This window comes from Chryseobacterium sp. HNCC26DJ240, from assembly GCF_057180485.1.
The window spans coordinates 361,918-388,913 of record NZ_JBXUGK010000004.1 but is presented as its reverse complement, the minus strand read 5'-3'; the positions used below and the strand labels follow the sequence as shown (position 1 = coordinate 388,913).

General features: G+C 33.7%; 20 protein-coding genes and 1 tRNA gene. 16 read left to right on the top strand and 5 right to left on the bottom strand.

What is annotated here, in order from left to right:
• The first annotated feature begins 285 nt into the window (after positions 1-285).
• Both AC2A1G_RS10355 and AC2A1G_RS10350 read left to right on the top strand, forming a co-directional pair.
• Positions 286-1,926 (top strand): sensor histidine kinase, encoded by a 1,641-nt coding sequence (locus AC2A1G_RS10355; RefSeq protein WP_484046839.1) that lies wholly within the window; start codon positions 286-288, stop codon positions 1,924-1,926.
• The gene (locus AC2A1G_RS10350) at positions 1,919-2,671 is read left to right on the top strand and encodes a LytR/AlgR family response regulator transcription factor (RefSeq protein WP_484046838.1); all 753 of its coding nucleotides are present in this window, start codon (positions 1,919-1,921) and stop codon (positions 2,669-2,671) included. The genes AC2A1G_RS10355 and AC2A1G_RS10350 overlap by 8 nt, the downstream gene beginning before the upstream one ends.
• 118 nt (positions 2,672-2,789) lie before the next feature.
• Here AC2A1G_RS10350 and uvrA read toward each other — a convergent pair whose 3' ends face one another.
• Positions 2,790-5,576 (bottom strand): excinuclease ABC subunit UvrA, encoded by a 2,787-nt coding sequence (uvrA, locus tag AC2A1G_RS10345; protein ID WP_484046837.1) that lies wholly within the window; start codon positions 5,574-5,576, stop codon positions 2,790-2,792.
• Between the two features lie 414 nt (positions 5,577-5,990).
• Here uvrA and AC2A1G_RS10340 point away from each other — a divergent pair, with 414 nt between their 5' ends.
• The 6 genes from AC2A1G_RS10340 to purF all read left to right on the top strand — a co-directional run bounded on the left by AC2A1G_RS10340 (position 5,991) and on the right by purF (position 12,486).
• Positions 5,991-7,802, top strand: a complete 1,812-nt coding sequence (locus AC2A1G_RS10340; RefSeq protein WP_484046836.1) for a TonB-dependent receptor plug domain-containing protein — start codon at positions 5,991-5,993, stop codon at positions 7,800-7,802.
• A 74-nt stretch (positions 7,803-7,876) separates the two neighbouring features.
• A complete protein-coding gene (locus AC2A1G_RS10335) occupies positions 7,877-8,593 on the top strand; it encodes a DUF2490 domain-containing protein (RefSeq protein ID WP_484046835.1) in 717 nt (238 codons plus the stop codon).
• A gap of 214 nt (positions 8,594-8,807) precedes the next feature.
• Complete coding sequence (locus AC2A1G_RS10330; protein ID WP_484046834.1) at positions 8,808-9,413, top strand: SatD family protein; 606 nt, start codon at positions 8,808-8,810, stop codon at positions 9,411-9,413.
• A 1-nt stretch (position 9,414) separates the two neighbouring features.
• Entirely contained in the window at positions 9,415-10,113 is a 699-nt protein-coding gene (locus AC2A1G_RS10325; RefSeq protein WP_484046833.1) for a DUF3307 domain-containing protein, read from the top strand.
• A gap of 66 nt (positions 10,114-10,179) precedes the next feature.
• Complete coding sequence (gene purC / locus AC2A1G_RS10320; RefSeq protein ID WP_484046832.1) at positions 10,180-10,902, top strand: phosphoribosylaminoimidazolesuccinocarboxamide synthase; 723 nt, start codon at positions 10,180-10,182, stop codon at positions 10,900-10,902.
• An 84-nt stretch (positions 10,903-10,986) separates the two neighbouring features.
• On the top strand, positions 10,987-12,486 hold the full coding sequence (gene purF, locus AC2A1G_RS10315; RefSeq protein ID WP_484046831.1) for an amidophosphoribosyltransferase: 1,500 nt from the start codon (positions 10,987-10,989) through the stop codon (positions 12,484-12,486).
• Positions 12,487-12,571: 85 nt separating this feature from the next.
• Here purF and AC2A1G_RS10310 read toward each other — a convergent pair whose 3' ends face one another.
• Together AC2A1G_RS10310 and aroB are read right to left on the bottom strand one after the other, a co-directional pair.
• Entirely contained in the window at positions 12,572-13,264 is a 693-nt protein-coding gene (locus AC2A1G_RS10310) for a porin family protein (RefSeq protein WP_484046830.1), read from the bottom strand.
• Between the two features lie 252 nt (positions 13,265-13,516).
• A complete protein-coding gene (aroB, locus tag AC2A1G_RS10305) occupies positions 13,517-14,563 on the bottom strand; it encodes a 3-dehydroquinate synthase (RefSeq protein ID WP_484046829.1) in 1,047 nt (348 codons plus the stop codon).
• Positions 14,564-14,663: 100 nt separating this feature from the next.
• On the opposite strand from aroB, the gene AC2A1G_RS10300 reads away from it, so the two are divergent.
• The 4 genes from AC2A1G_RS10300 to AC2A1G_RS10285 all read left to right on the top strand — a co-directional run bounded on the left by AC2A1G_RS10300 (position 14,664) and on the right by AC2A1G_RS10285 (position 21,200).
• Positions 14,664-15,806, top strand: coding sequence for a pseudouridine synthase (locus tag AC2A1G_RS10300; RefSeq protein ID WP_484046828.1), 1,143 nt, complete (start codon positions 14,664-14,666; stop codon positions 15,804-15,806).
• Positions 15,807-16,296: 490 nt separating this feature from the next.
• Positions 16,297-17,019, top strand: coding sequence for an NUDIX hydrolase (locus tag AC2A1G_RS10295; RefSeq protein WP_484046827.1), 723 nt, complete (start codon positions 16,297-16,299; stop codon positions 17,017-17,019).
• A 14-nt stretch (positions 17,020-17,033) separates the two neighbouring features.
• Entirely contained in the window at positions 17,034-18,509 is a 1,476-nt protein-coding gene (locus AC2A1G_RS10290; RefSeq protein WP_484046826.1) for a xylulokinase, read from the top strand.
• A 60-nt stretch (positions 18,510-18,569) separates the two neighbouring features.
• The gene (locus tag AC2A1G_RS10285; protein WP_484046825.1) at positions 18,570-21,200 is read left to right on the top strand and encodes a glycoside hydrolase family 3 C-terminal domain-containing protein; all 2,631 of its coding nucleotides are present in this window, start codon (positions 18,570-18,572) and stop codon (positions 21,198-21,200) included.
• Positions 21,201-21,288: 88 nt separating this feature from the next.
• Here AC2A1G_RS10285 and AC2A1G_RS10280 read toward each other — a convergent pair whose 3' ends face one another.
• Positions 21,289-21,885, bottom strand: a complete 597-nt coding sequence (locus AC2A1G_RS10280; RefSeq protein ID WP_484046824.1) for a hypothetical protein — start codon at positions 21,883-21,885, stop codon at positions 21,289-21,291.
• Positions 21,886-22,042: 157 nt separating this feature from the next.
• Between AC2A1G_RS10280 and AC2A1G_RS10275 the strand changes: the two genes are divergently transcribed.
• The 4 genes from AC2A1G_RS10275 to AC2A1G_RS10260 all read left to right on the top strand — a co-directional run bounded on the left by AC2A1G_RS10275 (position 22,043) and on the right by AC2A1G_RS10260 (position 25,658).
• On the top strand, positions 22,043-22,915 hold the full coding sequence (locus tag AC2A1G_RS10275) for an AraC family transcriptional regulator (RefSeq protein WP_484046823.1): 873 nt from the start codon (positions 22,043-22,045) through the stop codon (positions 22,913-22,915).
• A gap of 118 nt (positions 22,916-23,033) precedes the next feature.
• Entirely contained in the window at positions 23,034-23,834 is an 801-nt protein-coding gene (locus AC2A1G_RS10270; RefSeq protein WP_484046822.1) for a Cof-type HAD-IIB family hydrolase, read from the top strand.
• Positions 23,835-23,964: 130 nt separating this feature from the next.
• Positions 23,965-24,049: transfer RNA gene (locus tag AC2A1G_RS10265), tRNA-Ser, on the top strand.
• A gap of 271 nt (positions 24,050-24,320) precedes the next feature.
• Positions 24,321-25,658, top strand: a complete 1,338-nt coding sequence (locus AC2A1G_RS10260) for a tyrosine-type recombinase/integrase (protein WP_484046821.1) — start codon at positions 24,321-24,323, stop codon at positions 25,656-25,658.
• Between the two features lie 315 nt (positions 25,659-25,973).
• Here AC2A1G_RS10260 and AC2A1G_RS10255 read toward each other — a convergent pair whose 3' ends face one another.
• Positions 25,974-26,243 carry a helix-turn-helix domain-containing protein gene (locus AC2A1G_RS10255; protein ID WP_484046820.1) on the bottom strand — a complete coding sequence of 90 codons (270 nt, stop codon included), beginning with the start codon at positions 26,241-26,243 and terminating at the stop codon, positions 25,974-25,976.
• Positions 26,244-26,996: the final 753 nt, after the last annotated feature.

Sequence of the window (26,996 nt, the reverse complement as noted above, 5' to 3'; positions counted from 1 at the left end):
AAAGCAGTCACTTTTTTATACCTTTTACATTATACTAAAACAAACAAACTTTAAAAATCTGATTTTCCCGTAACTTTTAAGCTAAATATTGCAATCATGACATTATCTATTTAAAATTATAAAAGAAAATTTAAGATATGGTTTTAAAATAGTTTGTGCATGTAACAGCATAACAGATATTGCAACTTAGATACAGATTACAGAATAAAATCTACCCAATTCAAAAACTAAAGAAATAGCTTTAAAATGATTGATAAGTTTGCTCATCATTTTAAATTTGCAGTAATGAAAAAACTATTTTTTTTAATCCTTTTGTTTGTACAAAGTATTTTAGTATTCTCTCAAGAAAGGCACAATTATCTAATTGCCCTAAGAGAAACACAGATTGTAATTTCTAATAATTTTATTATACCCCAAAAAACAAGTTCCGATAAAAATGTTCAATTTATAAAAGCACCTTGGAAAGATCAGATTTTAAATGTTTATGGTAAACAACTTTCAATCACAGTTTCTAATTCGTTGATACGGAATATAGCTTTTAGTGAAATAGTAGCTGATTCTACCAAACTTAGACAGTATGATTTTGAAAATTTGGAGTTCCAAATTCTTAAAAATGACAAGATTTTATATTCGTGGAGAAATATAGAATCTGGTTTTAGCATTAATGACAAAACTACCCGTTTACAAAAGAGTGAAAATTTAAAAGCTTATAAAATTTTAGACCAAATTCTGAATGAAAATGATGTGGTGAAAATTTCATTCAGAACAAAAGGCGAAAAACCGTTCTTGAATTGTATCATACATAAAGTTAAGGATGATATTGTGCCACTTGTCTGTTCAAGTATTCATAATCCCAACGGAGTTTCCTTAGAAACTTTTGTAGAAGAAGCACTTTCTCACAAGAAGCAAATCAATTATAGTTTTTACGAAGACTGGCCAAGTTTGCATTCCGCAAAATATGAAGAGCCCATTGTAAAAGTAGATGAGAAAACCAAGATTGCGATTTTCTACCGTCCAAAAAATTCCGCTGATACCAAAGATATGCTTGAGTACAGGCTTTTAGAAAATGGTGAGCCTACCTCTGAGACATGGAAAAAAGCAAACGACTTTATTATTCTACATGATTTTAAACCCGGAAAAAAATACGTTCTTCAGGTAAAATATCGAGGTGAAAAAAAATATATTACAAAAGAGTTTTTCTCTGAGCCGAAATGGTTTCAAAATATTTGGTTGAAAATTTCCTTTTTCATTTTTGTAATAACTTTATCTGCTTTTATATTTTTAATTCTTAGAAACAAAAGAATGAAGAGATTACAAAGAGAGCAGAAAGCAAAACTTCAATTTATGTCTGCTCAGCTTAATCCTCATTTTTTATTTAATGCCCTAAATTCGATACAAGGTTTGATAAACTCTGGAAATATCGATAAATCTAATGCTTATCTTACTGACTTTTCAAAACTAATGCGTGCTATTCTGGATTTTAGTGATAAAGATGTGATTCCTCTTTCTTTAGAAATTAAAGCATTAAGACATTATATTTCTCTGGAACAACTTCGATTTTCTTTCAATTTTGACATTTTCATTGATGCGGAAATTTCTGAGGCTACCACTGAAGTTTTGCCAATGCTTGTACAACCTATATTAGAAAATTCAATACGACATGGCATTTCGATATTAAACGAAAATGGAAAACTTTCATTCAAGATTTTTAAAAAAGGTAGAAATTTAGTATTTGAAATACAAGACAACGGAAAAGGTTTTCATACTGATCAAAAATTTTCGGGAAAAGGAATTAATATTACAAAAGATCGTGTTGCGTTATTTAATTCAGCATCAGATAAAGTGAAAATTAATTACCTTGTAGAATGCAATAACTACGGTACTAAGACATTAATAATCTATAAAAATTTATTAAATAATGATTAAAGCAATCATTGTAGATGATGAAAAAAATGCAGTCGAAAATTTAAAACTGATTTTGGAGAAAAGATTTCCAAATGAGATTGATGTAGTTGCTTCTGCTAATGGAGTGGATCAGGCTTACGATTTATTTCTGGAACTTTCTCCTGACCTTATTTTTCTTGATATCGAAATGCCCGCAAAAAATGGTTTTGAACTTTTAAAAATGTTAAATTACTATGATTTTGAAGTTATTTTTGTAACCGCATTTTCTCAATATGGTATAGATGCTGTGAAATTCTCTGCTTTAGATTATGTGCTAAAACCTATTGATTTTAATGAACTTGATGTATCTATTCAGAAAGCAAAAAAAAGAATTTCAGAGAAAAAAGTAAATAAATCTCTTGAGAATCTTGTAGAATATTTAAAGAATGAAAATGATAAAGCCACTCATAAAATAGCAGTTTCTTCTTTGAAAGAAATACATTTTGTTGCAGTGAATGATATTATCCGGTGCGAAAGTTCTAATAGTTACACTACGATTATTTTAGAAAATCAGGAACAAATCGTCTCTACAACTTCTTTGTATGAGTATCAGAGTCTTTTAGAAAAATATGGCTTTATCCGCTGTCATCAGTCTCATTTGGTCAATAAAAACTTTATAAAAAGTATAAAAAAATCTGAAGGAAATATACTTCTCCTCACAAACAAAGATGAAATTCCCATGTCTAGAGATAAGAAGAAAGTAGTGAAAGATCAATTTAAAATATAGCATAGGTTTCATCTTAAGTCAAATAATAAAAAAAGAAATCAAAGTTTTAAAAATGACTGTGAAACAACAAAAAAAGGAAGCAAAATCTGCTTCCTTTTTTAATTTATTGAGATAAATCCTATAATTTCTCCGCCACATATTTTGCGGTATGCGACTTCTTATTTTTTGCCAGTTCTTCAGGAGTTCCTGTGAAAACAACTTCTCCGCCATGCTTTCCGGCATCGGGGCCGATGTCTACGATGTAATCTGCACATTTAATGATGTCGGGTTGGTGCTCAATAACAATCACAGAATGTCCCAAATCAATCAAAGCCTGCAAAGATTTTAATAATTTTTGAATATCATGAAAATGGAGTCCGGTAGAAGGTTCATCAAAAATAAACAAGGTTTTATCATTGGTCACACCTCGCACAAGGAAAGAAGCCAGTTTTACCCTTTGTGCTTCACCTCCAGAAAGAGTAGAAGAGCTCTGCCCAAGCTGAAGGTAGCCTAAACCAACATCCTGAAGCGGAGTTAGTTTTGTTACAATTTTGTCTTCTTTATTTTCCTTAAAAAATTCCAATGATTCGTCAACGGTCATGTGAAGAATGTCTGAAATGCTTTTTTCATCAAATCTCACTTCAAGAATTTCGTTTTTAAAACGTGTGCCTTTGCAGGTTTCGCATTCCAATTCAATATCGGCCATAAACTGCATCGAAACATTGATTACGCCTTCTCCTTTACATTCGTCACATCTTCCGCCATCGACGTTGAAAGAGAAGTGCTTTGGTTTGTAACCCATCATTTTAGACATTTTTTGCTTAGCAAAAAGATCTCTGATGTCGTCGTATGCTTTAAGATACGTAACAGGATTTGATCTTGAAGATTTTCCGATTGGGTTTTGATCAATTAATTCAATGTTTTTAATCATTTTTAAAGGGAATTCTACCGAATCGTAGTCTCCCTTTTTTCCACCCATTCCCAATTGAATCTGCACATCATTGGTGAGAATTTCTTTCATCAAAGTAGATTTTCCACTCCCTGAAACTCCGGTAATCACCACCAGATTTTCAAGCGGAATATCCACATCAATATTTTTAAGATTATTCTGTCTTGCTCCTTTTATATGGATAAATTCTTTGGCCTTTCTTCTCTTTTTCGGAACTTCAATTTCAAGTCTACCGGTAAGGTATTTTGAGGTTAAAGTGTCTGCATCCTTAAGTTCTTTGTAGTCGCCTGCGAAAACCAATTCTCCACCCAAATATCCTGCTTCAGGACCAATATCAATGATATAATCTGCTGCTTTCATCACATCTTCATCGTGTTCCACAACAATTACAGTGTTTCCGAGGTCACGCAGATTTTTCAGAACTCCAATTAAATTTTCTGTATCTCTTGAATGAAGTCCGATGGACGGTTCATCTAAAATATAAATTGATCCAACCAGAGAACTTCCTAAACTTGTCGCCAAATTAATTCTCTGACTTTCGCCTCCGGAAAGGGTGTTGGATGTTCTGTTTAAAGTTAAATATCCCAAACCAACCTTCAGCAAAAATTCAATTCTGGTCGTAATTTCGTATAAAAGTCTTTTTGCAATTTCTTTATCGTGATCAGATAGTTTTAAGCCTTCAATTAAAGGAAAAAGTTCATCCAAAGGAAGCTCAATCATCGATTGGATATTGTGTCCGTCGATTTTTACCCAGGTTGTTTCTTCACGCAGACGCAAACCTTCGCAGGTCGGGCAAAGTGTCTTTCCACGGTATCTTGAAAGCATCACTCTGTATTGAATTTTGTACAGATTTTCCTCCAACATTTTGAAGAAATTGTTCAGGGAAGGGAAAGTGCTTTTTCCATCGCCTTTCCACAGGAAATTTTTCTGTTCTTTTGTTAACTGATGATAAGGCTTATGGATAGGGAAGTCGCCGGCTTTTTTGATGAAATCTTTCTTCCATTCGCTCATGCTTTCGCCTTTCCATGATGCAACAGCATCTTCAAAAAGAGACAAAGCTTTGTTCGGGATAACCAGATCTTCATCGATACCAATCACTTTTCCGTAACCTTCACAGGTCGGACATGCTCCAAAAGGATTATTGAAACTGAAAAAATGAACATTCGGTTCTACGAATTCCATTCCGTCGAGCTCAAATTTGTTTGAAAACTCCTGAACTTTAGTCGTTTCAATATTTTTTAAAGCACAATAACCTCTTCCTTCATAAAATGCCATTTGGATGGAATCTGCCAATCTCTGTAGAAAACTTTCGTCTTCCTCATAAGAAAAACGGTCGATGACCAAATTGATAATCATTCCTTTTTCAGGCGTAAATCCAAAGCTTTCTAAATCTTCAATTCCGGCTACATTTCCGTTGATTTCGAGTCTTGTAAAACCTGCCAGCTTTAAAATATTTAAATTTTCTTTAAAATTTTCAGCGTCAAAATCAAAAGGGGCTGTTAATAAAAATGCAGTATCTTTTTTAGCGGCTTTAATATAATCTACAACATCAGTTACCGAATCTTTTTTTACTTCTTCACCTGAAACCGGAGAAAAAGTCTTCCCTATTCTCGCAAAAAGAAGTTTCATGTAATCATAAATCTCAGTAGAAGTTCCCACTGTAGACCTCGGATTGGAAGAAATAACTTTCTGTTGTATCGCAATGGAAGGCGCCAAACCTTTGATGTCGTCAATCTTCGGTTTTTCTAATTTCCCTAAAAACTGTCGAGCGTAAGAGCTTAAACTTTCAACATATCTTCTCTGTCCTTCGGCATAAATTGTGTCGAAAGCTAATGAAGATTTCCCGCTTCCCGAAACTCCTGTGATGACCACCAATTTGTTTTTAGGAATCAAAACATCAATGTGTTTCAGATTGTTGAGATGCGCGTTTTTTACGAAAAGTTGCTTCTTGATATCGATATCTGTAGTTATAGCCATAGTAAAATTAAGACTAGCAAAAATACGAAATTCTGAGCAGACTTAAAGTTGCTTGTTTTAATAAAGTTATACGAATATTTTATTTGCTTATGATCTAAAAACTCTGAGATCTTTTATAAGTTAACGGCTTTGCCTAAATTATATATTCAAATTTATCTGAATCGGCGAAACTCCGTTTTGTGAAACTTTAAAAGGCATTAGTGATGAAAAAACTCTGTGAGCTCTGTGTTCAAAATTTAAATCTCAATCATAAATTCCAATTAATGAAAATATTTAAATCAACAAACTGTGCAAAACTGCATAAATAATACTCAAATCTTTTTATTATAAATTTAAAACTTCCATGACAAGTATCATTTTGTGGTCTGAATGAAGTCCCTAATTTTGGCTGCTTCAAACTAAACTATATAAAATATGATCAAAAAACTGATGACTGTTTTTGCTGCAGCTGCCTATTTCTCGGTTTCTGCACAAGAAAAAAGTGCTGAGATTGATTCTGTGGAAATTCAGGGTAAATTTATTGCAACGCCTTACAAATCTGCCAATCAGAATATTTCGGTAATTACGAGAGCTGATATTTTGGCTTCTCCGGCAAAAAGTATTGACGAAGTTCTTCAGCTGGTGCCGGGAATGGATGTCAGAAGACGTGGAGCCAACGGCGTACAGAGTGATGTAAGTTTCAGAGGCGGATCTTTTGAGCAGGTGCTTATTCTCATCAACGGAATCAGAATGAATGATTCGCAAACGGGACACAATTCTTTGAATATTCCTGTTGATTTGGATGATGTGGAAAGAATTGAAGTCATAAAAGGACCTGCAGCAAGACGTTTCGGGCAGAATGCTTACGCTGGAGCTATTAATATCATTACAAAATCAGAACCCGGAAAAAGAGTAAAAATAAGCGCTGATGCAGGAGATTATGAAACCTACGGAATGGGATTGAATGCCAATTTCGGAAACGAAAAATTCTCAAACTTACTTCAGGTCAACAGTAATTCTTCTCAGGGATACCGATACAATACCGATTACGAAATCCGCAACGCTTATTACCAAAATCAGCTTAAAATAAAAAACGGAAGTTTAAGACTTCAGGCGGGAATTTCAGAGAAGAAGTTTGGAGCGAACGGTTTTTATTCTTCTCCTTTAGCTACAGAACAATATGAAGAATTGCAGGCTTCAATCGTGAGTTTAGCACATCAGCAGAGTTTTGGAAAGTTTAAATTAAATTCAAATGTATACTGGCGGAGAGGGCAGGATATGTATGTTTTCAACAGAGCCAAGCCTGAAATTTACCGAAATATGCATATTGGAAACAATGTGGGTGGAGAAGTGAATACAAGTTATAATTCAAGTTTGGGAACTACTGGTCTTGGAGTTGAACTGAGAAAGGAATTTCTGGCAAGTAATAATTTAGGTCATCGTGAAAGATTTGTAACACAGGTGTTTTTTGAGCATCATTTTTCTTTCTTTGATAAAAAATTAAACATCAGTCCGGGAGCTTCGTGGGCAAATTATTCTACAGATGGAAATTTCTTTTATCCGGGAATCGATGTAGGCTATACTTTCCTTGAAAACAGCAAAGTTTATGGAAATATCTCAAGAGTTCACCGTGTTCCGACGTTTACAGATTTGTTTTATGTAAGTAAAACAGAACAGGGAAATCCAAATCTTTTGCCTGAAAATGCAGTGTATGCCGAAATCGGTTATCAGTATCAGACCAAAAATATTTTAGCAAAAGCCAGCGGATTTATGAGAGAAGGAAACAACACCATCGACTGGACGAAAATAAGTCTTACAGATCCCGTTTGGTATGCGAAAAATGTAGGTGACAGCAATGTAAAAGGTATAGAACTGGAACTCAATCACAAAGTAGCAGACTGGCTGAGATACACCGTCGGTTACACTTTCTTAGAAAATAAACTTAGAAATCCGGAATCTGTTTTTGCAAGATACAACCTTGATAATCTGAAACACCAGTTTGTAGGAAAATTACAAAATCATTTCCTGAAATACTTTACCAACGAATTGGTATACCGTTACAACGAAAGATTGAATTTCGGAAGCTACCAGCTTTTAGATGAGAAATTGAGCTTTACTAAAAATGACCTTTCTGTTTATGTTTTGATTAATAACATCACCAATACAAAATACACAGAAACTTTCGGTGTTCCGATGCCGGAAAGATGGTTTCACTTAGGATTTTCGTACACCCTTAACTTTAACTGAATGTTAACGAATAATGAATGATTATTAATATTACAGTTTTGTTAAATGCAATATTTTTGCAAAAATTTTTTGTAATGAAATTCTTTTTCGGTCTGGGTTTGATTTTAGGGGGTATGTTTGCTAATGCACAGGAACATGTTTCAAGTTTTAATGCTTTGACGCTTACCTATAAATTTCATCCTAAATTTTTTGCATACGCCGAGCTTCAGTCGAGAGGTATACAGGAATATTACTATCCCGATTATTATGAAGTAAAAGGAGGTTTGGGATATTTTCTTACTAAAAATCATAAGCCATTTGTAGGTTTGGGTAGATATGCTACCTACACAGATCATCGTATCAGTAGAGAAGAATTCAGAGTCTGGTTGCAGGATGTAATCGACTTTAAACTCGGAAGAGTGAAGTTTGAAAACCGTTTAAGAGCTGAAAAAAGCTGGTTTCATGATCCTATTAAAGATGTAGATTCAGAAAGATGGAGATACAGATACAGGCTGAATGTAACCGTTCCTTTAAATGCAAAATCGGTAAAACCAAAAACTGTTTTTGCCAATGTGTATGATGAAATGTTTGTTGTAAGCCCTAATAAACCATCTTTCGCAAGAAATCGTGTGTACGGAGGAATGGGATATCAGATAGATGATAATTTCGGAATTTTGGGAGGTTATCTCTGGCAAAGAGAGTTTGGAGCAACCAAAAATGAGAATTTTCATTTTGTCTATTTAGCCTTAAATATTAATATTGACGGTACAGATCATCCTGTAAAAACCTATCAATTCCCTGGAGCAGATTAATTTTGATTAAAAATATAATATAAGCAAAAAAGCTAATAATGATTAATTATAAGTCTTTTTGCTTATATTTTTTTTGTAACATATTTGTTTAAAATCTCAATTTTCAAACATCAAGTCTCAAATTCATTCATAAGCAAAATCGCTAATAACAATCAATTATAAGTCTTTTTGCTTATATTTTTTATTTATAAGTAATAATGCTTATATTTGCAAAATGATAGCGGTCATCACTGGTGATATTATTAATTCTCAACATGCAGACACAGAAGTTTGGATTACCAAACTGAAAAATCTCCTTGCGAAATGGGGAAACAGTCCACACACATGGGAAATTTACAGAGGTGATGAGTTCCAGCTTAAATGCAGTATCGATGACGTTTTTTGGCGTTTCTTAGCCATTAAATCCCTTATAAAAAGTCAGGAAAATTTAGATGTAAGAATGGCGATTGGCATTGGTGAAGAAAATTTTTCATCAGAAAAAATTACCGAGTCCAACGGAACGGCTTATGTGAATTCCGGAAGATTGCTAAACGACCTGAAATCTGACGGCCACACCGTATCCATCAAAACTTCAAACGATTCTTTAGACAGAGACCTTAACATTCTGTTGAAATGGTCATCTAAAGACTTTGACAGCTGGACGATGGCCACCTCAGAAATCATTCATGAAATGATTATGAATCAGGATAATACACAGGAAGATCTTGCCAAAAAATTTACCATTTCGCAATCTTCAATCAGCCAAAGACTGAAGCGCGCCAACTACGAGCTTATCGTAGAAACCAACCAGTATTTTAAAAAGAAAATTTCAGAATTGTAGGATGATTTTTATTCAACTCATATTGGCACATTTACTCGGAGATTTTCTTCTTCAGCCAAACTCTTGGGTTGCAGATAAAGAAAACCGCAAACTGAAAAGTCCATATCTGTATCTTCACGTTCTGATTCATACGGTTTTAAGTTTTATTTTCCTTTGGAATCTTGAGCTTTGGTGGATTGCTGTTTTGGTAGGAATTACGCATTTAATTATTGACGCGTGTAAACTCAGTTTTCAGAATATTCAGACAAAAAAAAGATGGTTTTTCATCGATCAGTTGCTTCATGTAGCAGTTATCGGCGGAGTTTCTTTTTATTTTAATGAATTTGATTTTGATTTTCTGAAGAACGAAGATTTTTTGAAAGTTCTAATGGCAGCTTTGTTTTTAACATCGCCCGCTTCAATTTTCATTAAATTATTATTATCATCATGGACGCCAGTGAACGAACAGGCAGGAAGTCTTCAAACCGAATCTCTGTCCAACGCAGGAAAATATATAGGAATTTTAGAACGTCTTTTGGTTTTCACATTTATTATGGTAAACCATTGGGAAGGTGTAGGTTTTATGGTCGCAGCAAAATCTGTTTTCAGATTCAGTGATCTGGCACAGGCAAAACAGCGAAAACTCACAGAATATATATTAATAGGTACATTGCTGAGTTTTGGACTGGCCGTTTTAACAGGAATTTTAGTTAAAGAATAATATAAATCTAATAATAACCGAAAACCTTTGATTCAAGGTTTTCTAAAAGTAAAAAAAGTAAAAATTATGAGTCAAAAGCTAGAAATGTTGTATGAAGGGAAAGCAAAACAAGTATTTGCAACCGAAAATCCTGAAGAAGTTGTAGTACGTTTCAAAGACGATGCAACAGCATTCAACGCTCAAAAAAGAGGATCTGTAGATTTAAAAGGCGAAATGAACAACGCTATCACAACCCTTATTTTTGAATATTTGAATGAAAAAGGAATTAAAACTCATTTCATCAAACAGATAGACGAGAGAGAGCAGCTGGTAAAAAAAGTTTCAATTATTCCTTTGGAAATGGTGGTAAGAAACTATTCTGCAGGAAGCATGGCTCAGAGATTAGGTGTGGAAGAAGGAATTAAATCTCCGGTTACCATCTTCGATATCTGCTACAAAAAAGACGAGTTGGGAGATCCGCTTATCAACGATCACCACGCTGTTTTCCTAGGTGCAGCTACTTACGAAGAGCTTGACGAAATGTATGAATTAACTTCAGACATCAACGAAATTCTAATCGAACTTTTCGATAAAATGAATATCATTTTGGTTGATTTCAAAATCGAATTAGGAAAAACTTCTGACGGCGAAATCATTTTAGCTGACGAAATTTCTCCTGATACCTGCAGACTTTGGGACAAAGACACGATGAAGAAACTGGATAAAGACAGATTCAGAAGAGATCTTGGGGAAGTTACAGAAGCTTACGTTGAGATCTACAACAGACTGAAAACAGTACTTAACAAGTAATATGATGGGTGCGGGATGTTGGATGCGAGATAATTTTCATCCAACACCCAACATCCTGCGTCCAACAAATTTAGAAAAATAGAAATGAAAAGTTTAGACATTCATAAAAGTGAATATTTAAAACAGTTTGAGACTCAAACCTACGGAAGAAATCTCTTCAGAACGCAGGAAGAAGAAAGACTGGACGCTCCGAATGAGGAGTGCGGTATCTTCGGAATGTATTCTGATAACGATCTCGACACGTTTTCTCTTTCGCAGTTCGGGCTTTTTGCGCTTCAGCACAGAGGTCAGGAAGCTTGTGGTATTTCTGTTCTTAAAGACGGGAAAATCACCAATATGAAAGATGAAGGTTTGGTATTGGATGTTTATAAAGAAATCCAGGAACCGGAAACTTTTATGGGAAATTCTGCAATCGGTCACACAAGATATACGACTGCGGGAGACAAAAAGAAATATAATTTTCAGCCATTTTTTGCTAAAAACGAATATGACCAGATTATACTTTCCATCGCTCACAACGGTAATTTAACCAATGCGAGAGAGCTGAAAACAGAATTGGAAGCTGAGGGCGTAGTCTTCAGGGCAACTTCAGATTCTGAGGTAATTTTAAGACTGATTCAGAAAAATCTTGACCTGGGACTTCGTGGAGCTATCAAAGCGACGATGGAAAAAATCGAAGGAGCTTATTCAGTTGTAGGAATGACGAGAAATAAATTCTTCGCATTCAGGGATTTCAACGGAATCAGACCTTTAGTTTTGGGAGCAACCAGCGAAAATTCTTACGTTGTAGCTTCAGAATCTGTTGCATTAGACGCTGTTGGAGCTCAATATGTGAGAGATATTTTGCCTGGCGAAATTGTTTATACAAGCGAAAACGAGCCTGGAAAACTTCATTCTTATATGGCTGATGAAGCAAAGGGAAAACAGCGAATCTGTTCTTTTGAATATATTTATTTCGCAAGACCCGATTCTTCACTTGAAAACATTAATGTATACGAAATCAGAGAAAAATCAGGTGAGAAAATCTGGGAACAGGCTCCTGTGGAAGCGGACATCGTTATTGGTGTTCCTGATTCGGGAGTTCCTGCGGCGATTGGTTTTTCCAAGGCTTCGGGCATACCTTTCCGTCCGGTTTTGATTAAAAACAGATATATCGGCAGAAGTTTCATCGTTCCTACTCAGGAAATGAGAGAAAGAATTGTGAATCTGAAACTGAATCCAATTATTTCTGAAATCAAAGGAAAAAGAGTAGTGATCATCGACGATTCTATCGTTCGTGGAACAACTTCAAAGAGATTGGTTAAAATTTTGAAAGAAGCAGGTGTAAAGGAAATTCACTTCAGAAGTGTTTCGCCGCCGATTATTGCACCTTGTTATTTAGGAATTGATACCCCTTCAAAAGACGATTTGATCTCTGCAAATATGTCTACTGAGCAGTTAAGAGATTATTTGGGTGTAGATTCTCTGGAATTTTTGAGTACAGATAATTTAAAGGAAATTTTAGGTTCTTCCAACCATTGCTTCGGATGTTTTACGGAAGAATATCCTGTAGCAAAAGGTGAGGAGATCGAATTATTCAGTTAATTTTTTTATCTCTAAATAAAATCAAAAGGTCAGGTTTCGTAATGAAAACCTGACCTTTCTTTATTGAAATTAAGACTGTTTCTGATTAGAATTTGAATGCCAAACCAACCTGGAAGTTGTTGTTTCTGATTGCATCATCTCCACTTGGTCTGTCTTTAGCAACGTCTGTTACACCGGCAACATATCTTGCTGTAACCCCGATATTATCTGTGAAATAATATCCCGCACCAATACCTACACCAAAGTTAAAAGTGTTCAGATTATCTTTGTTGATATCATCTGAATAGCTTGAAGTTGAAGTGGATGTAGTTGATCCACTTGTAGTTGTAACAGTTCTGTCACCTTTTTCTTTAGCACTGATCATAAATCCGAACTCAGGACCTGCTTCAAGGTAAAAATTAGGTACAAAATTATACTGGAACATCAATGGAACTGTAATGTAATCTAAATTTGTAGAGTAAGATCTTACGTCTCTTGTAGTTACACCAGCTAAAGTAGCTTCACTTCTACTTTCAATTTTAGCTCCTAATTGGTTATACAAAACCTCCGGCTGGATGCTGAATGATTCTGCAACAGGAATGTTTGCGAAAACACCTGCGTTAAAACCGATTTTAGATTTCTGGTCTTCAAGACCTGCATCTTTAGATAGTGAAGCAACGTTCATACCTGCTTTTAAACCAAATCTCACTGGAGACATTGATGAACCTGAACTTGGTGTTGTCTGTGCAAATGCCAATGTTGTCGACATTACTGCAATTCCTAAGATTAACTTTTTCATAACTTTAAATTTTTTAATATTTTACTAATTCTTATTTTAAATTTTATCCGTCTTTTTTTGATAAGACGTGTGGTGTCTTCCAAATACTTTGCCAAAATTTAAATTTTTATTGATACCAAAAAATAAAACCACCTGCTTCCGCAAATGGCTTAATATGTATTTAATTAAAAATCAGTAATTTAAATAGTTTTAAATTGATATGTTATGAATAATTGTTAGTTAATTAGATGATTTAAAATTTTAGTTTAAAACTTAAAATCCGCTCAGTTTTTTATAAAATTCAATTGATTTATGAATATTTTCTGTACTGCATTCGTGATCGAAGTCACAAAAGCCAATGCCTGAAAGTAAAGAAAAATTGATTTTTGAATCTGCATTTTTCTTGTCATTTAATAAAAGATTAAAAATATCTTCCTCTTTAAAATCATTCAAATCTATAAAACTGTAATATTTCTGAATATTTTCTATAATTAAATCTGAATCTTCGTTAGAAATCAAACCTTCAAGATAGGAGAGGTGGGTTTCACAAATCATACCCAATGCCACAGCTTCCCCATGAAGAATAGGATTTTCGCTTTGCAAACATAAACTTTCAACCGCATGACCAATGGTATGTCCGAAATTCAAAGTTTTTCTCACATTTTTTTCAAGGAAATCTGCATTCACGACTTCCTGCTTGATTTCCATTGATTTTTGAATGAAAGATTCTACACCAACAGCATCTATTTCATTTAACAGAATTAAATCTTCCCAATGTTTCCTGTCTGCAATCAAACCATGCTTCAGCATTTCGGCAAATCCGCTTCTCAGTTCTTTTGCAGGCAGTGTCTCCAAAAATTTAGGATAAACATAAATTTGCTCAGGGAAAGAAAATGTTCCTACCATATTTTTATAATGTATCAGATCGATTCCCGTTTTTCCGCCTATCGATGCGTCGCACATAGAAAGCAGTGTTGTAGGTATATTGATAAACTGAATACCTCTTTTATAAGTAGATGCCACAAAACCGCCCATGTCTGTGATTACACCACCACCAAGGTTTATGATTAAAGCTTTTCTGTCTGCATTCATCTCTGTGAGAATTTCCCAAAGCTGATTGGCTGTCTGAATGTTTTTCATTTCTTCACCAGCCTCAATTTCCAGAATTTCAAAAGAAAGTTCGGTTTCCAAATTACCTAAAAATAATGGAAGGCAATACTCATGAGTATTTTCATCAACTAATATAAAGATTTTACTGAAAGGTTTTTCGGTCAGAAATTGATTGATCTGTGAGAAATTTTCGTCTAAGAAAGTAATCATCGTATGATTTTTTGATATTAAAAGCTATACTAAGCTACAAAGTTATGATTCTTAATTTTTAACTCGTAACTAAATTACTATCTTTGCAAAAATATTTAGAATGAGCAGAGACAACAATAATTCGGGGAGACCTAAAAAACCTAGATCTTCAACAAGAAATTCAGACAGTCCTCGTGCTTCAAAATCAGGAAATTCAGGATCAGGATCTTTCAAAAAATCTTTCCCGAAAGCTGGCGAAAGAAACTCAGATTCCAGAAAAAGTTCAGGTACAAGCTACCAGGACAGAATGGATAAGAAATTTGGAAAAACTGAGGAAAAAGATTTTATCACCAATTCTAGCGAAGATAAAAAACCTTTCAAAAAATCTGCACCAAGCAGAGGCGGCAGCAGGCCTAAAAGTTTTGATGCCAGAGATAAATATGAGAGAGGCAGCCTGAAATACGGAAGAAGACCGGGAGCAGAAGGCAGTGAAGATAAAAACAAATCATTTGTACAAAAAAGAAGACTGAGCAAGATTGATAAAGATATTCATAAAGACACCATCCGTCTGAATAAATTTATCGCAAATTCAGGAATCTGCAGCAGAAGAGAGGCAGACGAATTGATTACGCAAGGCTTGGTAGAAGTAAACGGAAAAGTAGTTACAGAAATGGGTTATCAGGTTCAGAAATCTGATAAAGTAATTTTTGACGGACAAAATATCACTCCGGAGAAACCTGTTTACATCCTTTTAAATAAACCGAAAGGATATATTTCTACTACAAAAGACGATAAAGCAAGAAAAACGGTAATGGATTTGGTGGCAAACGCTTCTCCTTACAGAGTTTTCCCGGTGGGAAGATTAGACCGTTCTACGACTGGAGTTATTTTGTTAACGAATGACGGTCACATGACGAAAAAGCTTACGCACCCATCTTTTGATGCCAAGAAAATTTACCATGTTACTTTGGATAAAAAACTTACGAATGAAGATTTAAAGCTTATCGCTGAAGGTATCCGTTTGGATGAAGGTATTGCAGAAGTAGATCAGATTTCTTTCATCGAGGGTAAGCCGAGAAATGAAGTGGGAATTGAAATTCACATCGGCTGGAACCGTGTAATCAGAAGAATTTTCCAAAGATTAGGTTATGAAGTTGAAGCTTTGGATAGAGTAATGTTTGCAGGAATGACGAAGAAAAACATCAAAAGAGGTCACTGGAGAATTCTTACAGAATTGGAAGTGAATAATTTGAAAATGCTTTAATAAAAATTTAAAGTAAAAATACAAACTGTCTCATTTGGGACAGTTTTTTTTTGTTAAAAGATATTTTGCAAAAAGTAAAAACCAAATTCGTAAAGATTTTATAATTCAAATTCAGAATGACAATAACTCGCTCATCAATTTGGGGATTTATAATGACTTAAAACCGCTGTTTTAATAGGGTAAAAGTAGATTTTAAACCGGATTTAAATTTATTTAATAATCTGAATAAGAATCTTGATTATCATATATAATTTCATCTTAAAAATACATTTTTTAATTAAAATCAATAATGTTAAATGATTGTAAATGAATAGAAATTATTAAATATTTATCATTCGTAAAACCATAAGCTTATCATACTTTTAACTCAATAAATATCATACAAAATCGATATGTAAGATATTGATAAACAGAATGTAATTTAATATAAATTTTTTATATCCATCCGAATTTCTATATTTGTGAGATTACGAAATTGTTAATTACATCCATGATTCCAAATTTTATACATACTTACGTTTCGGTAGACTGTGTTGTTTTTGGCTTTGACAGCGAAAACAGACTCAACATCCTTTTGGTACAGCGTCATTTTGAAAGTGTTCCCGATGAGCAGCACAGAAAACTTCCGGGAAGTCTCATTATGAATAATGAAGGAGTAGATGATGCTGCACAGCGTGTACTTACTGAGCTTACGGGCATTAAAAAAATGGTCCTGAAGCAGTTTAAATGCTTTGCAGATCCCAACCGTGCCAGCGAAAAAGATGTAAAGTGGATGGACAAAGAATACAACCATCACATTGATAGAATTATTACCGTTGCTTATCTTTCACTCTGTAAAATAGATAGAAAAATCAATAGCAGTAAATATGAAACTGTAGATTGGTTTCCGGTAGATAAAGTTCCCGATTTGCCTTTTGATCACAATCAAATCATCAAAGAATCTTTAATAGAAATCCGAAAGTGGATAGAATCTGATTTTACCATTATTTTTGAGCTTCTGCCAAAGAAATTCACCATTAGACAGTTGTATCAACTTTACAGCGCAATAAGTGAAAAATACATCGACATCAAAAACTTTCACAAAAAAATATCGTCGTTCAATTATATCATTCAACTGGATGAAATTGAAACAAATGTGGCACACCGCGCTGCGAGATATTACAGTTTTGATCAGAAAATTTACAAGAAAAATAATACTAAACTCATCAAATAAAATTTCAACCGGATATGTACTTATTAGGATACGACATAGGAAGTTCATCAGTAAAAGTTTGCCTTATTGAAGCATCAAGCGGAAAAGTAGTGGCATCAGATTTTTCTCCAAAAAAAGAAATGCTGATTTCAGCAGTGAAACCCGGTTGGGCAGAGCAAAATCCTGCAGATTGGTGGACGAATCTTAAATTGGCACACGAATCTGTAATGCAGCATTCGGGAATCAATGCAGAAGACATCAAAGGAATCGGAATTACCTGGCAGATGCACGGATTGATTTTGGTAGATAAAGATCAAAATCTTTTGAGACCTTCGATTATCTGGTGCGACAGTAGGGCAGTGCCTTACGGTGAAAAAGCTTTTGAAACCATCGGAAAAGAAAAATGTCTGTCACATCTTTTGAACTCACCAGGAAACTTTACCGCTTCAAAATTGGCTTGGGTAAAAGAAAACGAGCCTGAAATCTTTGAAAAGATTGATAAAATAATGCTTCCCGGAGATTACATCGCAATGAAACTTTCCGGCGAAATCGGAATGACGATTGAAGGTTTGTCTGAAGGTATTTTCTGGGACTTTAAAAACAACTGTATTTCAAAAGATGTAATCGATTACTTCGGCATTCCTGAAAGCTTTTTCCCTGAAATTATTCCAACTTTTGGAATTCAGTCTACTGTGTCAAAAAGTGCGGCTGAAGAATTAGGTTTAAAAGAAGGAACTCCCATTTCTTACAGAGCGGGAGACCAACCCAATAATGCTTTATCACTCAACGTTTTCAATCCAGGGGAAATTGCTTCTACAGCAGGAACTTCGGGTGTGGTTTACGGTGTTTTGGATCATTTGGATTATGATGATTTGTCGAGGGTAAACACTTTCGCTCACGTCAATTACACTCCGGAACAAATCAGATTGGGTGTTTTATTGTGCATCAACGGGACAGGGATTTTAAATTCCTGGTTAAAACATAATTTTGCCACCTCGCTTTCTTCTTATGGAGATATGAATGATTTGGCATCGCTTTCTCCGGTTGGAGCAAAAGGTTTGAGTATTATTCCATTTGGAAACGGAGCGGAAAGAGTTTTAGAAAACAGAGATTCGAACTGTTCGATTCACGGAATTAATTTTAACATTCATTCTAAAGGCGATATTTTGAGAGCTGCTCAGGAAGGAATTGTCTTTTCTTATGAATACGGAATGAATATCATGAGAAATATGGGAATGGACATCAGCGTAATTCGCGCCGGAAATGCCAATATGTTTTTAAGCTCTATTTTCAGAAAATCATTAGCCGGAATCAGCAATGCGGTGATTGAATTATACGATACCGATGGAGCTGTAGGAGCAGCACGCGCTGCCGGAATGGGAATTGGTTTCTACAAAAATTCCAAAGAAGCATTTGCATCGCTTGATAAGATCGCTGTCATCGAACCTCAGGCAGAAAAACGGTCGCAGTATCTGGAAGCTTTTGAGCGGTGGAAACAGCATTTAAACTAAAATTAAATTTCAGTTTTAAATAAAACATTCCGTCAGAGATCAAATACTAAAAATTTAAATATGAAAAAATTCATCATCGGTTTGGGCTTCGTCCTTTTAACCCAAAATCTTCATGCTCAATCAGTTTATCAATATCCTTTTCAAAATCCTTCACTTTCAAGAGCTGAAAGAGTTGAGAATTTACTGAGTCTTTTAACTCCTGAAGAAAAAATAGGAATGATGATGAACTCTTCTAAAGCTGTTGACAGATTAGGAATTCCTGCATATGACTGGTGGAATGAAGCTTTACATGGTGTCGCCAGAGCAGGAAATGCAACTGTTTTTCCACAGGCAATTGCAATGGCTGCAACATGGGATGTTCCGGAGCATTTGAAAACTTTTGAAATGATTTCTGATGAAGCAAGAGCAAAATACAATCAGGATATTGCCGAAAAAAACGTGATTAAACGCTATCACGGATTATCATTCTGGACTCCGAATATTAATATTTTCCGTGATCCACGATGGGGACGAGGCCAGGAAACGTATGGTGAAGATCCTTATCTCACCGCTCAGTTAGGACTCGCTGCGGTAAAAGGCCTTCAGGGAAACAACCCTAACTATTTTAAAACACATGCTACAGCCAAACATTTCGCAGTTCACAGCGGCCCGGAATGGAACAGGCATTCTTACAATGCAACAGTATCGAGAAAAGACCTTTGGGAAACGTATCTCCCAGCTTTTGAAACTTTGGTAAAACAGGGAAATGTACGTGAAGTGATGTGTGCTTACAATGCTTTTGATGGCGAGCCTTGTTGTGCCAATAATTTCTTGGTAACCGATATTCTCAGAACCCGCTGGAATTTTACCGGAATGGTGGTTTCAGATTGTGGTGCTTTGTCTGATTTTTATGAGAAAAAAGCGCATGCAACACATCCCAACCCTGAATCTGCGGTCGCAGATGCTGTGAAACACACCACGGATGTAGAATGTGGCAGCTCATACAAAAGTCTAACACAATCATTAGAAAAAGGATTAATCAAAGAATCGGAACTTGATATTTCGCTTAGAAGAGTAATTAACGGTTGGCTGGAATTGGGAATGCTCGACCCTAAAGATGCAAACCCCTGGAGTAAAATACCGATGTCTGTGGTAGATTCCCCCGAACATAGATTGCAGGCTTTGAAAATGGCTCAAAAATCTATGACGCTGCTTAAAAATCAAAATAAGATTTTACCGATTTCAAAAAATATAAAGAAAATCGCCGTGGTAGGTCCCAATGCTGATGACGGAATTATGCAGCTGGGAAATTACAACGGAACGCCTTCTTATACTATCACTATTTTAGAAGGAATTAAAAAGAAAATTCCAAACGCAGAAATTATTTACGAAAGAGGATGCGATTTGGTAGATCCTTCATCAAAAACATCTCTCTACAATAGCTTTAAAAGTGGAAAAGATGGAAAACAGGGAATGAAAGTTGAATTTTTTAACAATAATGAATTTAAAGGAAATCCTGCCGCAGAAATAATCAACAATACAGCAATCAATTACAACAATTCGGGCGGAACTCAGCTTGCGCAGGGAGTGAACCTTGAAAATACCTCGACAAAAATTTCAGGAATTTTTAAAAGTCCGCTGGATGGTGAAGTTTTTCTTTCGCCAATTGCTTCAGACGGATATGTATTGTCTGTAGATGGGAAAGAAGTACTGAGCCGTAAAGGCGGAAATGCTTCGAAACCTACTGAAGTTGCTCTAAAAGTTGAAAAAAACAAAGAATATTCAGTTGAATTAAAACATATTCAAAAAGGAAAACTTATCAATATCACGTTGGATATTTACAAAAAAGATCCTCTGAATTTTCTTGCAGTGGTCGAAAAAGTAAAAGATGCAGATGCTATTATTTTTGCAGGAGGTTTATCGCCAGATCTTGAAGGTGAAGAAATGATGGTGAACGCCGAAGGATTTAAAGGAGGAGATAAAATTTCAATCGACTTACCTAAAGTTCAGCGGGATATGCTTTCTGAATTAAAGAAAACCGGGAAGCCAGTCATTTTTGTTTTATCTACAGGAAGCGCATTAGCTCTTGAGCAGGACGAAAAAAATTATGATGCCCTTTTATGCTCCTGGTATTCCGGACAAGAAGGTGGAAATGCCGTTGCAGATGTGCTTTTCGGAGATTATAATCCTGCAGGAAGACTTCCTGTGACATTCTATAAAACCTTAAATCAATTAGATAATGCTTTGACAGATAACAAGAAACAAGGCTTTGAAAATTACGATATGCAAGGCAGAACGTACAGATATATGAAAGAATCTCCGTTGTATTCTTTTGGGTACGGATTAACTTATTCAAATTTCAAATATGGGAAAGCCAAAGTTTCATCAAAAAAAATTAAAAAAGAACAAAATTTCACTCTAAATATTACTGTCAAAAATACTTCTAACCGCAATGGTGACGAAGTCGTACAGGTTTATTTAAAAAGGAACAACGATCCTAATGCTCCTTTAAAAACATTGCGTGCTTTTGAAAGAATTTCTGTTGAAGCCGGAAAAACAAAAAATATTGAACTTAAAATCAATTCAGATTCTTTCAAATTTTATGACGAAAAATCAGACGGATTGATTTTGAAATCCGGAGATTACACTATTTTGTATGGAGGTTCTTCTGATGACAAATCACTGCAAAATATTGATATAAAAGTTTTATAAAGACAATAAAAAAATCAGGTTTTGTACTGAGAGTTCAGTCAAAACCTGATTTAAGAAACTATATAAAGATTTTTATTACTTTGAAAAATTAATTCAAAGTGATTATTTTATTGAAAACATTGCCTTCATCTTCCACCGTAATGATGTATTTGTTAGCATTGAAAGGGTTTAATTCAAAGGTCAAAGAAAGGTTTCCTCCTTCTGCATTTTTTGTCTCGTTGTAATATACATTTCCTGCAAAATCACTAACAGAAATAACCGCAGAGTTTTGCATAGTTTCCATTGTCATTTTTACAACATTTCCCGTTACTATATATACAGGTTTTTTGATTTTAGAAACTGGTTTTTTATCAAGTGTAACCTCATTTTTGTAGTTGATATTGATTTTGTATTTTTCAACTTTCTGATCAGATTCAGCAACTAAAAAGTAAGTTCCCATTTCCAGAGTTTTCAGATCATAAGATTTTACAACAGATTCAGAATTTCCTAAATTTTCAGAAAATAATTCTCCGCTTTTTTCACTGTAAATAGACAGAGAAATATTTTGTGCATTTGAAACTTCAAAATTCAAATTTGTGGCAGAGATTGATCCAAAAGAGAGAGAAAAATCTTTGTCTTTACTCATCAAGCTTGCCGAGATTAACAAAAAACCGGTAAGCAAAACAGATTTTAGTACGTTTTTCATAATTTATGGTTTTATTATCAGTTATTTACATTGCAAAATTACTTCAGATTCTGTTTCAATGTTACAAGCAGATTTTCATATTTATGTGTTATTTTAACCCTTAAATTAATTTAATTAAATATAATTGTTAATTTTACATACATAAACCAAGTCAATTATGAAGCATTCTAATCCAACGTTTGAAGCCGTAAAACCTAATATAGGAAGCAGTTTCACGAGTTTGAAATTTCAAAAGAATGAAAATTTAAAATCTCATGTTTGGCATTATCATCCTGAAATTGAGCTTATCTTCGTTTGTGGCGGTTCAGGAAAAAGACAGATTGGAAGCAATATTTCTTATTTTTCGGATGGAGATTTGGTTTTAATTGGGAGTAATCTTCCGCATTGTGGTATGACGAATGAAAACACGAATAATGATTACGAAATTGTAATCCAGTTTAAACCTGATTTTTTAGGCGAAACAATATGGGGAATTCCAGAAATGCAGAGAATTGTTAATTTACTTGAAAAATCAAAATCGGGAATTGTTTTCTCAGATAAAATTAAAAAAGATATTGGCGAAAAACTTAGTGAAATGCACGATTTAAATTCTTTAGAAAGACTTTTAAAGTTTCTGGAAATTATAGAAATTTTGGCAACCACACAGGAATATAAAATATTGAATGCAGGAAAATATTATCTCCAAACGCAAATTGAAGATAATGAGAGAATTAACGTAATATTTAACTATGTAAAAGATCATTTTAAAGATCAGATTACATTGGATGAAGTTGCCAATCTTGCAGCCATGAAAGTGCCTTCTTTTTGCCGCTATTTTAAAAAAATCACCAATAAAACCTTTACTCAATTCGTGAATGAATACCGCATCACGCATGCTCTAAAACTATTGGCAGAGCATCCTTTGAGTATTACTGATGTTTGCTTTGAATCTGGATTTAATAATTTCAGTTATTTCAATAAAACCTTTAAAGAATATATCAACAAAAGTCCGTCGCAATATCGAAAAGAATTTAATCATATTATCGAATAATTATCATGAATAAAGTTTAGTCTAAAGAAAATTCTTAACATACACGAAATCAAATAGTCAATATTAAAAGATATATTTGTGTAAGAATTCTAACTTTTTGAACAGAAAAAATATGAAAATGAATGATATTAGAATGATTGTGACCGATATGGACGGAACTTTTCTGAATTCTAAATATGAAGTAAGCCCTGATTTCCCCAAGATTTATCAGGAACTCAAAAAACGAAACATTCTTTTTGTGCCCGCAAGTGGAAGGCAAATGTCTGGTATTACAAAATATTTCGGAGAAATTGAGAATGAAATGGGCTTCATTGCTGAAAACGGAGGCTATGTTGTTTATCAAAACAAAGAAATTTTCGCTGACCGTTTAAATCAAAATGCCATTGCAGAAATTGTGAAAACAATCCGGGAAATTCCCGATGCGAGAGCAGTATTGAGTGCAAAAGACAGTTCGTATTATGAGAGTAATGATCAGGATTTTGCGGACTATTTCAGCAAATATTACATCAAGAATCAGAAGAGAGAAGATCTTACTCAGGCCGTTGACGATTCTGTATTTAAAATCGCAGTTTATCATCCTCATAGCTCAGAAGAATTTCTGTATCCGGCTTTAAAAAAGTTTGAAAATGAAGATTTGGTAGTAGTGGTTTCTGGTAAAAATTGGTTGGATATTATGAATAAACACACCAACAAGGGAAATGCTATAGAAAAACTTCAGAAATCTCTCAACATTCTGCCAGAACAAACTATGGCATTCGGCGATTATCTCAATGATATCGAAATGCTTAAAAATGCACATTATTCTTTCGCGATGAAAAATGCTCATCCATCAGTAAAAGAAGCAGCTAAATTTGAAGCCTGTTCTAATGATCATTTTGGAGTTATGGAAACGATAAAAGAGTATCTTGGAGAAATTTAAATATCTTAATATCAAATACAAAGGTGTGTTAATAAATATTAGTTTTAATTTTATTTAAATAATATTTTGTCAGAATTTAAAAACATTATATATTTGCACCACTGAAAACAACGATACAATCGGAGTTTAAGGAGAGATGGCAGAGTGGTCGATTGCGATAGTCTTGAAAACTATTGACTGTAACAGGTCCGGGGGTTCGAATCCCTCTCTCTCCGCAGAGTATGAAAACTAAAATTTTCAAAAACGCTTAAAATTCATTAAAAGAGCTGTAATTTAATTAATTACAGCTCTTTTTTTATTTTACGGAGTTGAAAAATTTTCAATAATGCTCATAATCTTTATGGCAAAATCATGGCAGTTTTAATTCTGCAAAATAACTGCCATAAAAACGTGTATAACTATCTGTTAGTTAACATGTAAAGGTGATTAATATCTTGATTTTTGAGTGATTTAATTCGAATTTTATTAACCTTAAAAAATCGAATTATGTTAGAAAAAAGTTTTGGCGTAAATTTCTTCTTAAAAACGCCATGGAAGAAAGATGATCATCTTAGATTTGTATACCTGAGAATCACAGTAGACGTTATTTCTAAAGACATTTCAACTAAAAGGAAATGGAGAATTGACCGATGGAACCAGAAAACCGAAAGAGCAGTTGGAACTAAAGAAGATGCTAAATCTTTAAATCATTTTTTAGACTCAATAATTACTGGACTTCACAATTTTAAAACAAAGCTAAGTAACAGTTCTGAGCGAATATCTGCTGCCAAACTTATTGATTATATTCAAGGAAAATCTTATCAAAAAGCTAAAGTTCTTGAAGAATTCCAAAATCATAATGATGAAATTTTTGCTTTAATCTCTACAGGCGGATTCTCGAAAGGTACTTATGAGAGATATGTTACTGCAAGATCCCATGTCAAGGAATTTATGAAATTCAAATACAATCGTGATGATTTTGATTTTAGAGAGCTTAATTATAGTTTCGTGACCGATTACGAATTTTATTTAAAGACCGTTCGCAGATGTTCAAATAATACAACACTCAAATATATAGCTAATTTTAAAAAGATTGTCTTAAGAGCTGTTGCAAAGGATATAATTCAAAAAGATCCATTCATACTATTTAAGTCAAAAAAAACTAAACTTGACAAAAGACCTCTAACCACTAAAGAACTTTTAATATTGGAAAATAAAAAGTTTAATACGGAACGTCTTTCAATTGTACGAGACATCTTTGTATTTCAATGTTATACAGGATTGTCCTATATTGATGTTAAACAATTAAAATACACTAAAATAAAAGAAGAGTCCGATGGAAGTTTATGGATTATGTCAAACAGGGAAAAATCAAAGTCACGTACTGACATTCCTTTGTTGGAAAACGCTATTATAATTATGAAAAAATATAAGGGGCATCTACTTTGTCAAGATTCAAATCTTGTATTACCAGTTCGTTCAAATCAAAAAATGAATGAGTATTTAAAAGAAATCGCTACTTTATGTGGAATTGATTCAGAGCTTAATACACATAAAGCCAGAAGAACTTTTGCAAGTACTGTTACCCTTAAAAATGGTGTTCCAATCAATGTCGTTAAAGAATTATTAGGACATCATTCGGTGACTCAAACTGAAGAATATGCTTTAACAACTCAGGAGTTGATTAATAATGAAATGAATAACCTTAAAATAAAACTAAAAAATAATCAAGAAAACAAAGTACAAGATATTCAAATAAAAAAGATTTTAAACGAAAGTGAAATTCAATTGCTTCAAGACTATGAAAAGCTTAAAAATAAAATCTTGGGAGTTTCTAATTTGTAAAGCGAATGAAGAGGAGTTTAGGAAAAACTCCTCTTCATTTGTTTATTATTACAAAACTTCTAACAGCAGGGTGGTAAGACGGTGTATAGATGAAATAGCCAAATTCTTGTAATTCTTTAAAATATTTGTGATAAGTGGGGATAGTTTTGATATGAGAATTCTTCATAAGCCTGCTTCTGCTTACGATTATTTTCTTCTTTCGACGTTGTTTTATACCCATATAAGTAATTGCTGTTAGAAGTGCAATATGAATAACACTTAATCTTTCGTCGCAAGAAAATCTTTCCATGAAACTGTACCAATAGTCATTCATAGTTAGTTGTTTTCAAATAAACTTTTTAAATCTTTACTGTTATAGTAGTAAGATCCCATTATTTTCTTTGATCTGATTTTTCCACTTATTCTTAAATTTTGGAGAGTGGCAGGAGAAATCTCTAAAATTTTCCTAATTGCCTTACTTCTTAACCATTCCCAATCCATACTACTTTTTTCATGCTGGTTAAAATCATTTTTAAGAAGATGTTTTATTTCTGAAATAATTTCGTTCTTTAAATTATCTAAATCTTGTTTTGTAATATTTTCCATATGATTTAACTTTAGAATGAAAAATTAGTATAATTTACTTGATATAGATTATTCCATGAATCTATTAGCTTATTATGGCTTTATCTGTCATTTTTTTTTCTTTCTTATGTCTATCATACATATTTACTTATGAAATCTCTGAATAAAAATAAAAAAGTGACAAAAGTATTGTCGCTTGCCAATCGTTCTAGTCGTAAAATAAAGACTGTTTAGAATATGTGAATTAAAATTCCTTATTTCCACTGCTATTAGTTCTCCTTCTCAAAGAGAATGTAAATGGAAAGTGACTAAATAAAAAATGATATTTGATAGTACAAAATTTTATGTTGGATACTACTACATAACACTGGTATCGTATTGCAAACATATTAATGTAAAAATAACAGCAATATCAGTATTGGAATAATAAGTCTTAAATTGGCTGTTTCGGTCTTGTATCCATAACCGAAGAAATATCGAAACATCTAGTGGAAGATTTGCAAAGAATTATAGAATCAAATAATCCTGTTATGTGACCAAGACGAGCGTATCTTCAAACACTTTTATCGATGATTTGGTTCGTTTGAGCCAGATTAGACAAGAATTACAAAACTCATTTTAAACAAATAATTTCTTTTAGTTTGTGTCTATTGCAATTTAATTTAAAAAACTAATAAAAATCAGTATTGATATAGAAAGTCTTTATTTGGCTACTGTTGTCTTGTAATTATAAATGAAGAGATCTCGAAACATTTGTTGAAGATTAAGAAATGA

Coding starts and splice junctions, on each gene's coding strand:
- AC2A1G_RS10355 (WP_484046839.1), top strand. CDS start 286: ATGAAAAAACTATTTTTTTTAATCCTTTTGTTTGTACAAAGTATTTTA.
- AC2A1G_RS10350 (WP_484046838.1), top strand. CDS start 1,919: ATGATTAAAGCAATCATTGTAGATGATGAAAAAAATGCAGTCGAAAAT.
- uvrA (WP_484046837.1), bottom strand. CDS start 5,576: ATGGCTATAACTACAGATATCGATATCAAGAAGCAACTTTTCGTAAAA.
- AC2A1G_RS10340 (WP_484046836.1), top strand. CDS start 5,991: ATGATCAAAAAACTGATGACTGTTTTTGCTGCAGCTGCCTATTTCTCG.
- AC2A1G_RS10335 (WP_484046835.1), top strand. CDS start 7,877: ATGAAATTCTTTTTCGGTCTGGGTTTGATTTTAGGGGGTATGTTTGCT.
- AC2A1G_RS10330 (WP_484046834.1), top strand. CDS start 8,808: ATGATAGCGGTCATCACTGGTGATATTATTAATTCTCAACATGCAGAC.
- AC2A1G_RS10325 (WP_484046833.1), top strand. CDS start 9,415: ATGATTTTTATTCAACTCATATTGGCACATTTACTCGGAGATTTTCTT.
- purC (WP_484046832.1), top strand. CDS start 10,180: ATGAGTCAAAAGCTAGAAATGTTGTATGAAGGGAAAGCAAAACAAGTA.
- purF (WP_484046831.1), top strand. CDS start 10,987: ATGAAAAGTTTAGACATTCATAAAAGTGAATATTTAAAACAGTTTGAG.
- AC2A1G_RS10310 (WP_484046830.1), bottom strand. CDS start 13,264: ATGAAAAAGTTAATCTTAGGAATTGCAGTAATGTCGACAACATTGGCA.
- aroB (WP_484046829.1), bottom strand. CDS start 14,563: ATGATTACTTTCTTAGACGAAAATTTCTCACAGATCAATCAATTTCTG.
- AC2A1G_RS10300 (WP_484046828.1), top strand. CDS start 14,664: ATGAGCAGAGACAACAATAATTCGGGGAGACCTAAAAAACCTAGATCT.
- AC2A1G_RS10295 (WP_484046827.1), top strand. CDS start 16,297: ATGATTCCAAATTTTATACATACTTACGTTTCGGTAGACTGTGTTGTT.
- AC2A1G_RS10290 (WP_484046826.1), top strand. CDS start 17,034: ATGTACTTATTAGGATACGACATAGGAAGTTCATCAGTAAAAGTTTGC.
- AC2A1G_RS10285 (WP_484046825.1), top strand. CDS start 18,570: ATGAAAAAATTCATCATCGGTTTGGGCTTCGTCCTTTTAACCCAAAAT.
- AC2A1G_RS10280 (WP_484046824.1), bottom strand. CDS start 21,885: ATGAAAAACGTACTAAAATCTGTTTTGCTTACCGGTTTTTTGTTAATC.
- AC2A1G_RS10275 (WP_484046823.1), top strand. CDS start 22,043: ATGAAGCATTCTAATCCAACGTTTGAAGCCGTAAAACCTAATATAGGA.
- AC2A1G_RS10270 (WP_484046822.1), top strand. CDS start 23,034: ATGAATGATATTAGAATGATTGTGACCGATATGGACGGAACTTTTCTG.
- AC2A1G_RS10260 (WP_484046821.1), top strand. CDS start 24,321: ATGTTAGAAAAAAGTTTTGGCGTAAATTTCTTCTTAAAAACGCCATGG.
- AC2A1G_RS10255 (WP_484046820.1), bottom strand. CDS start 26,243: ATGGAAAATATTACAAAACAAGATTTAGATAATTTAAAGAACGAAATT.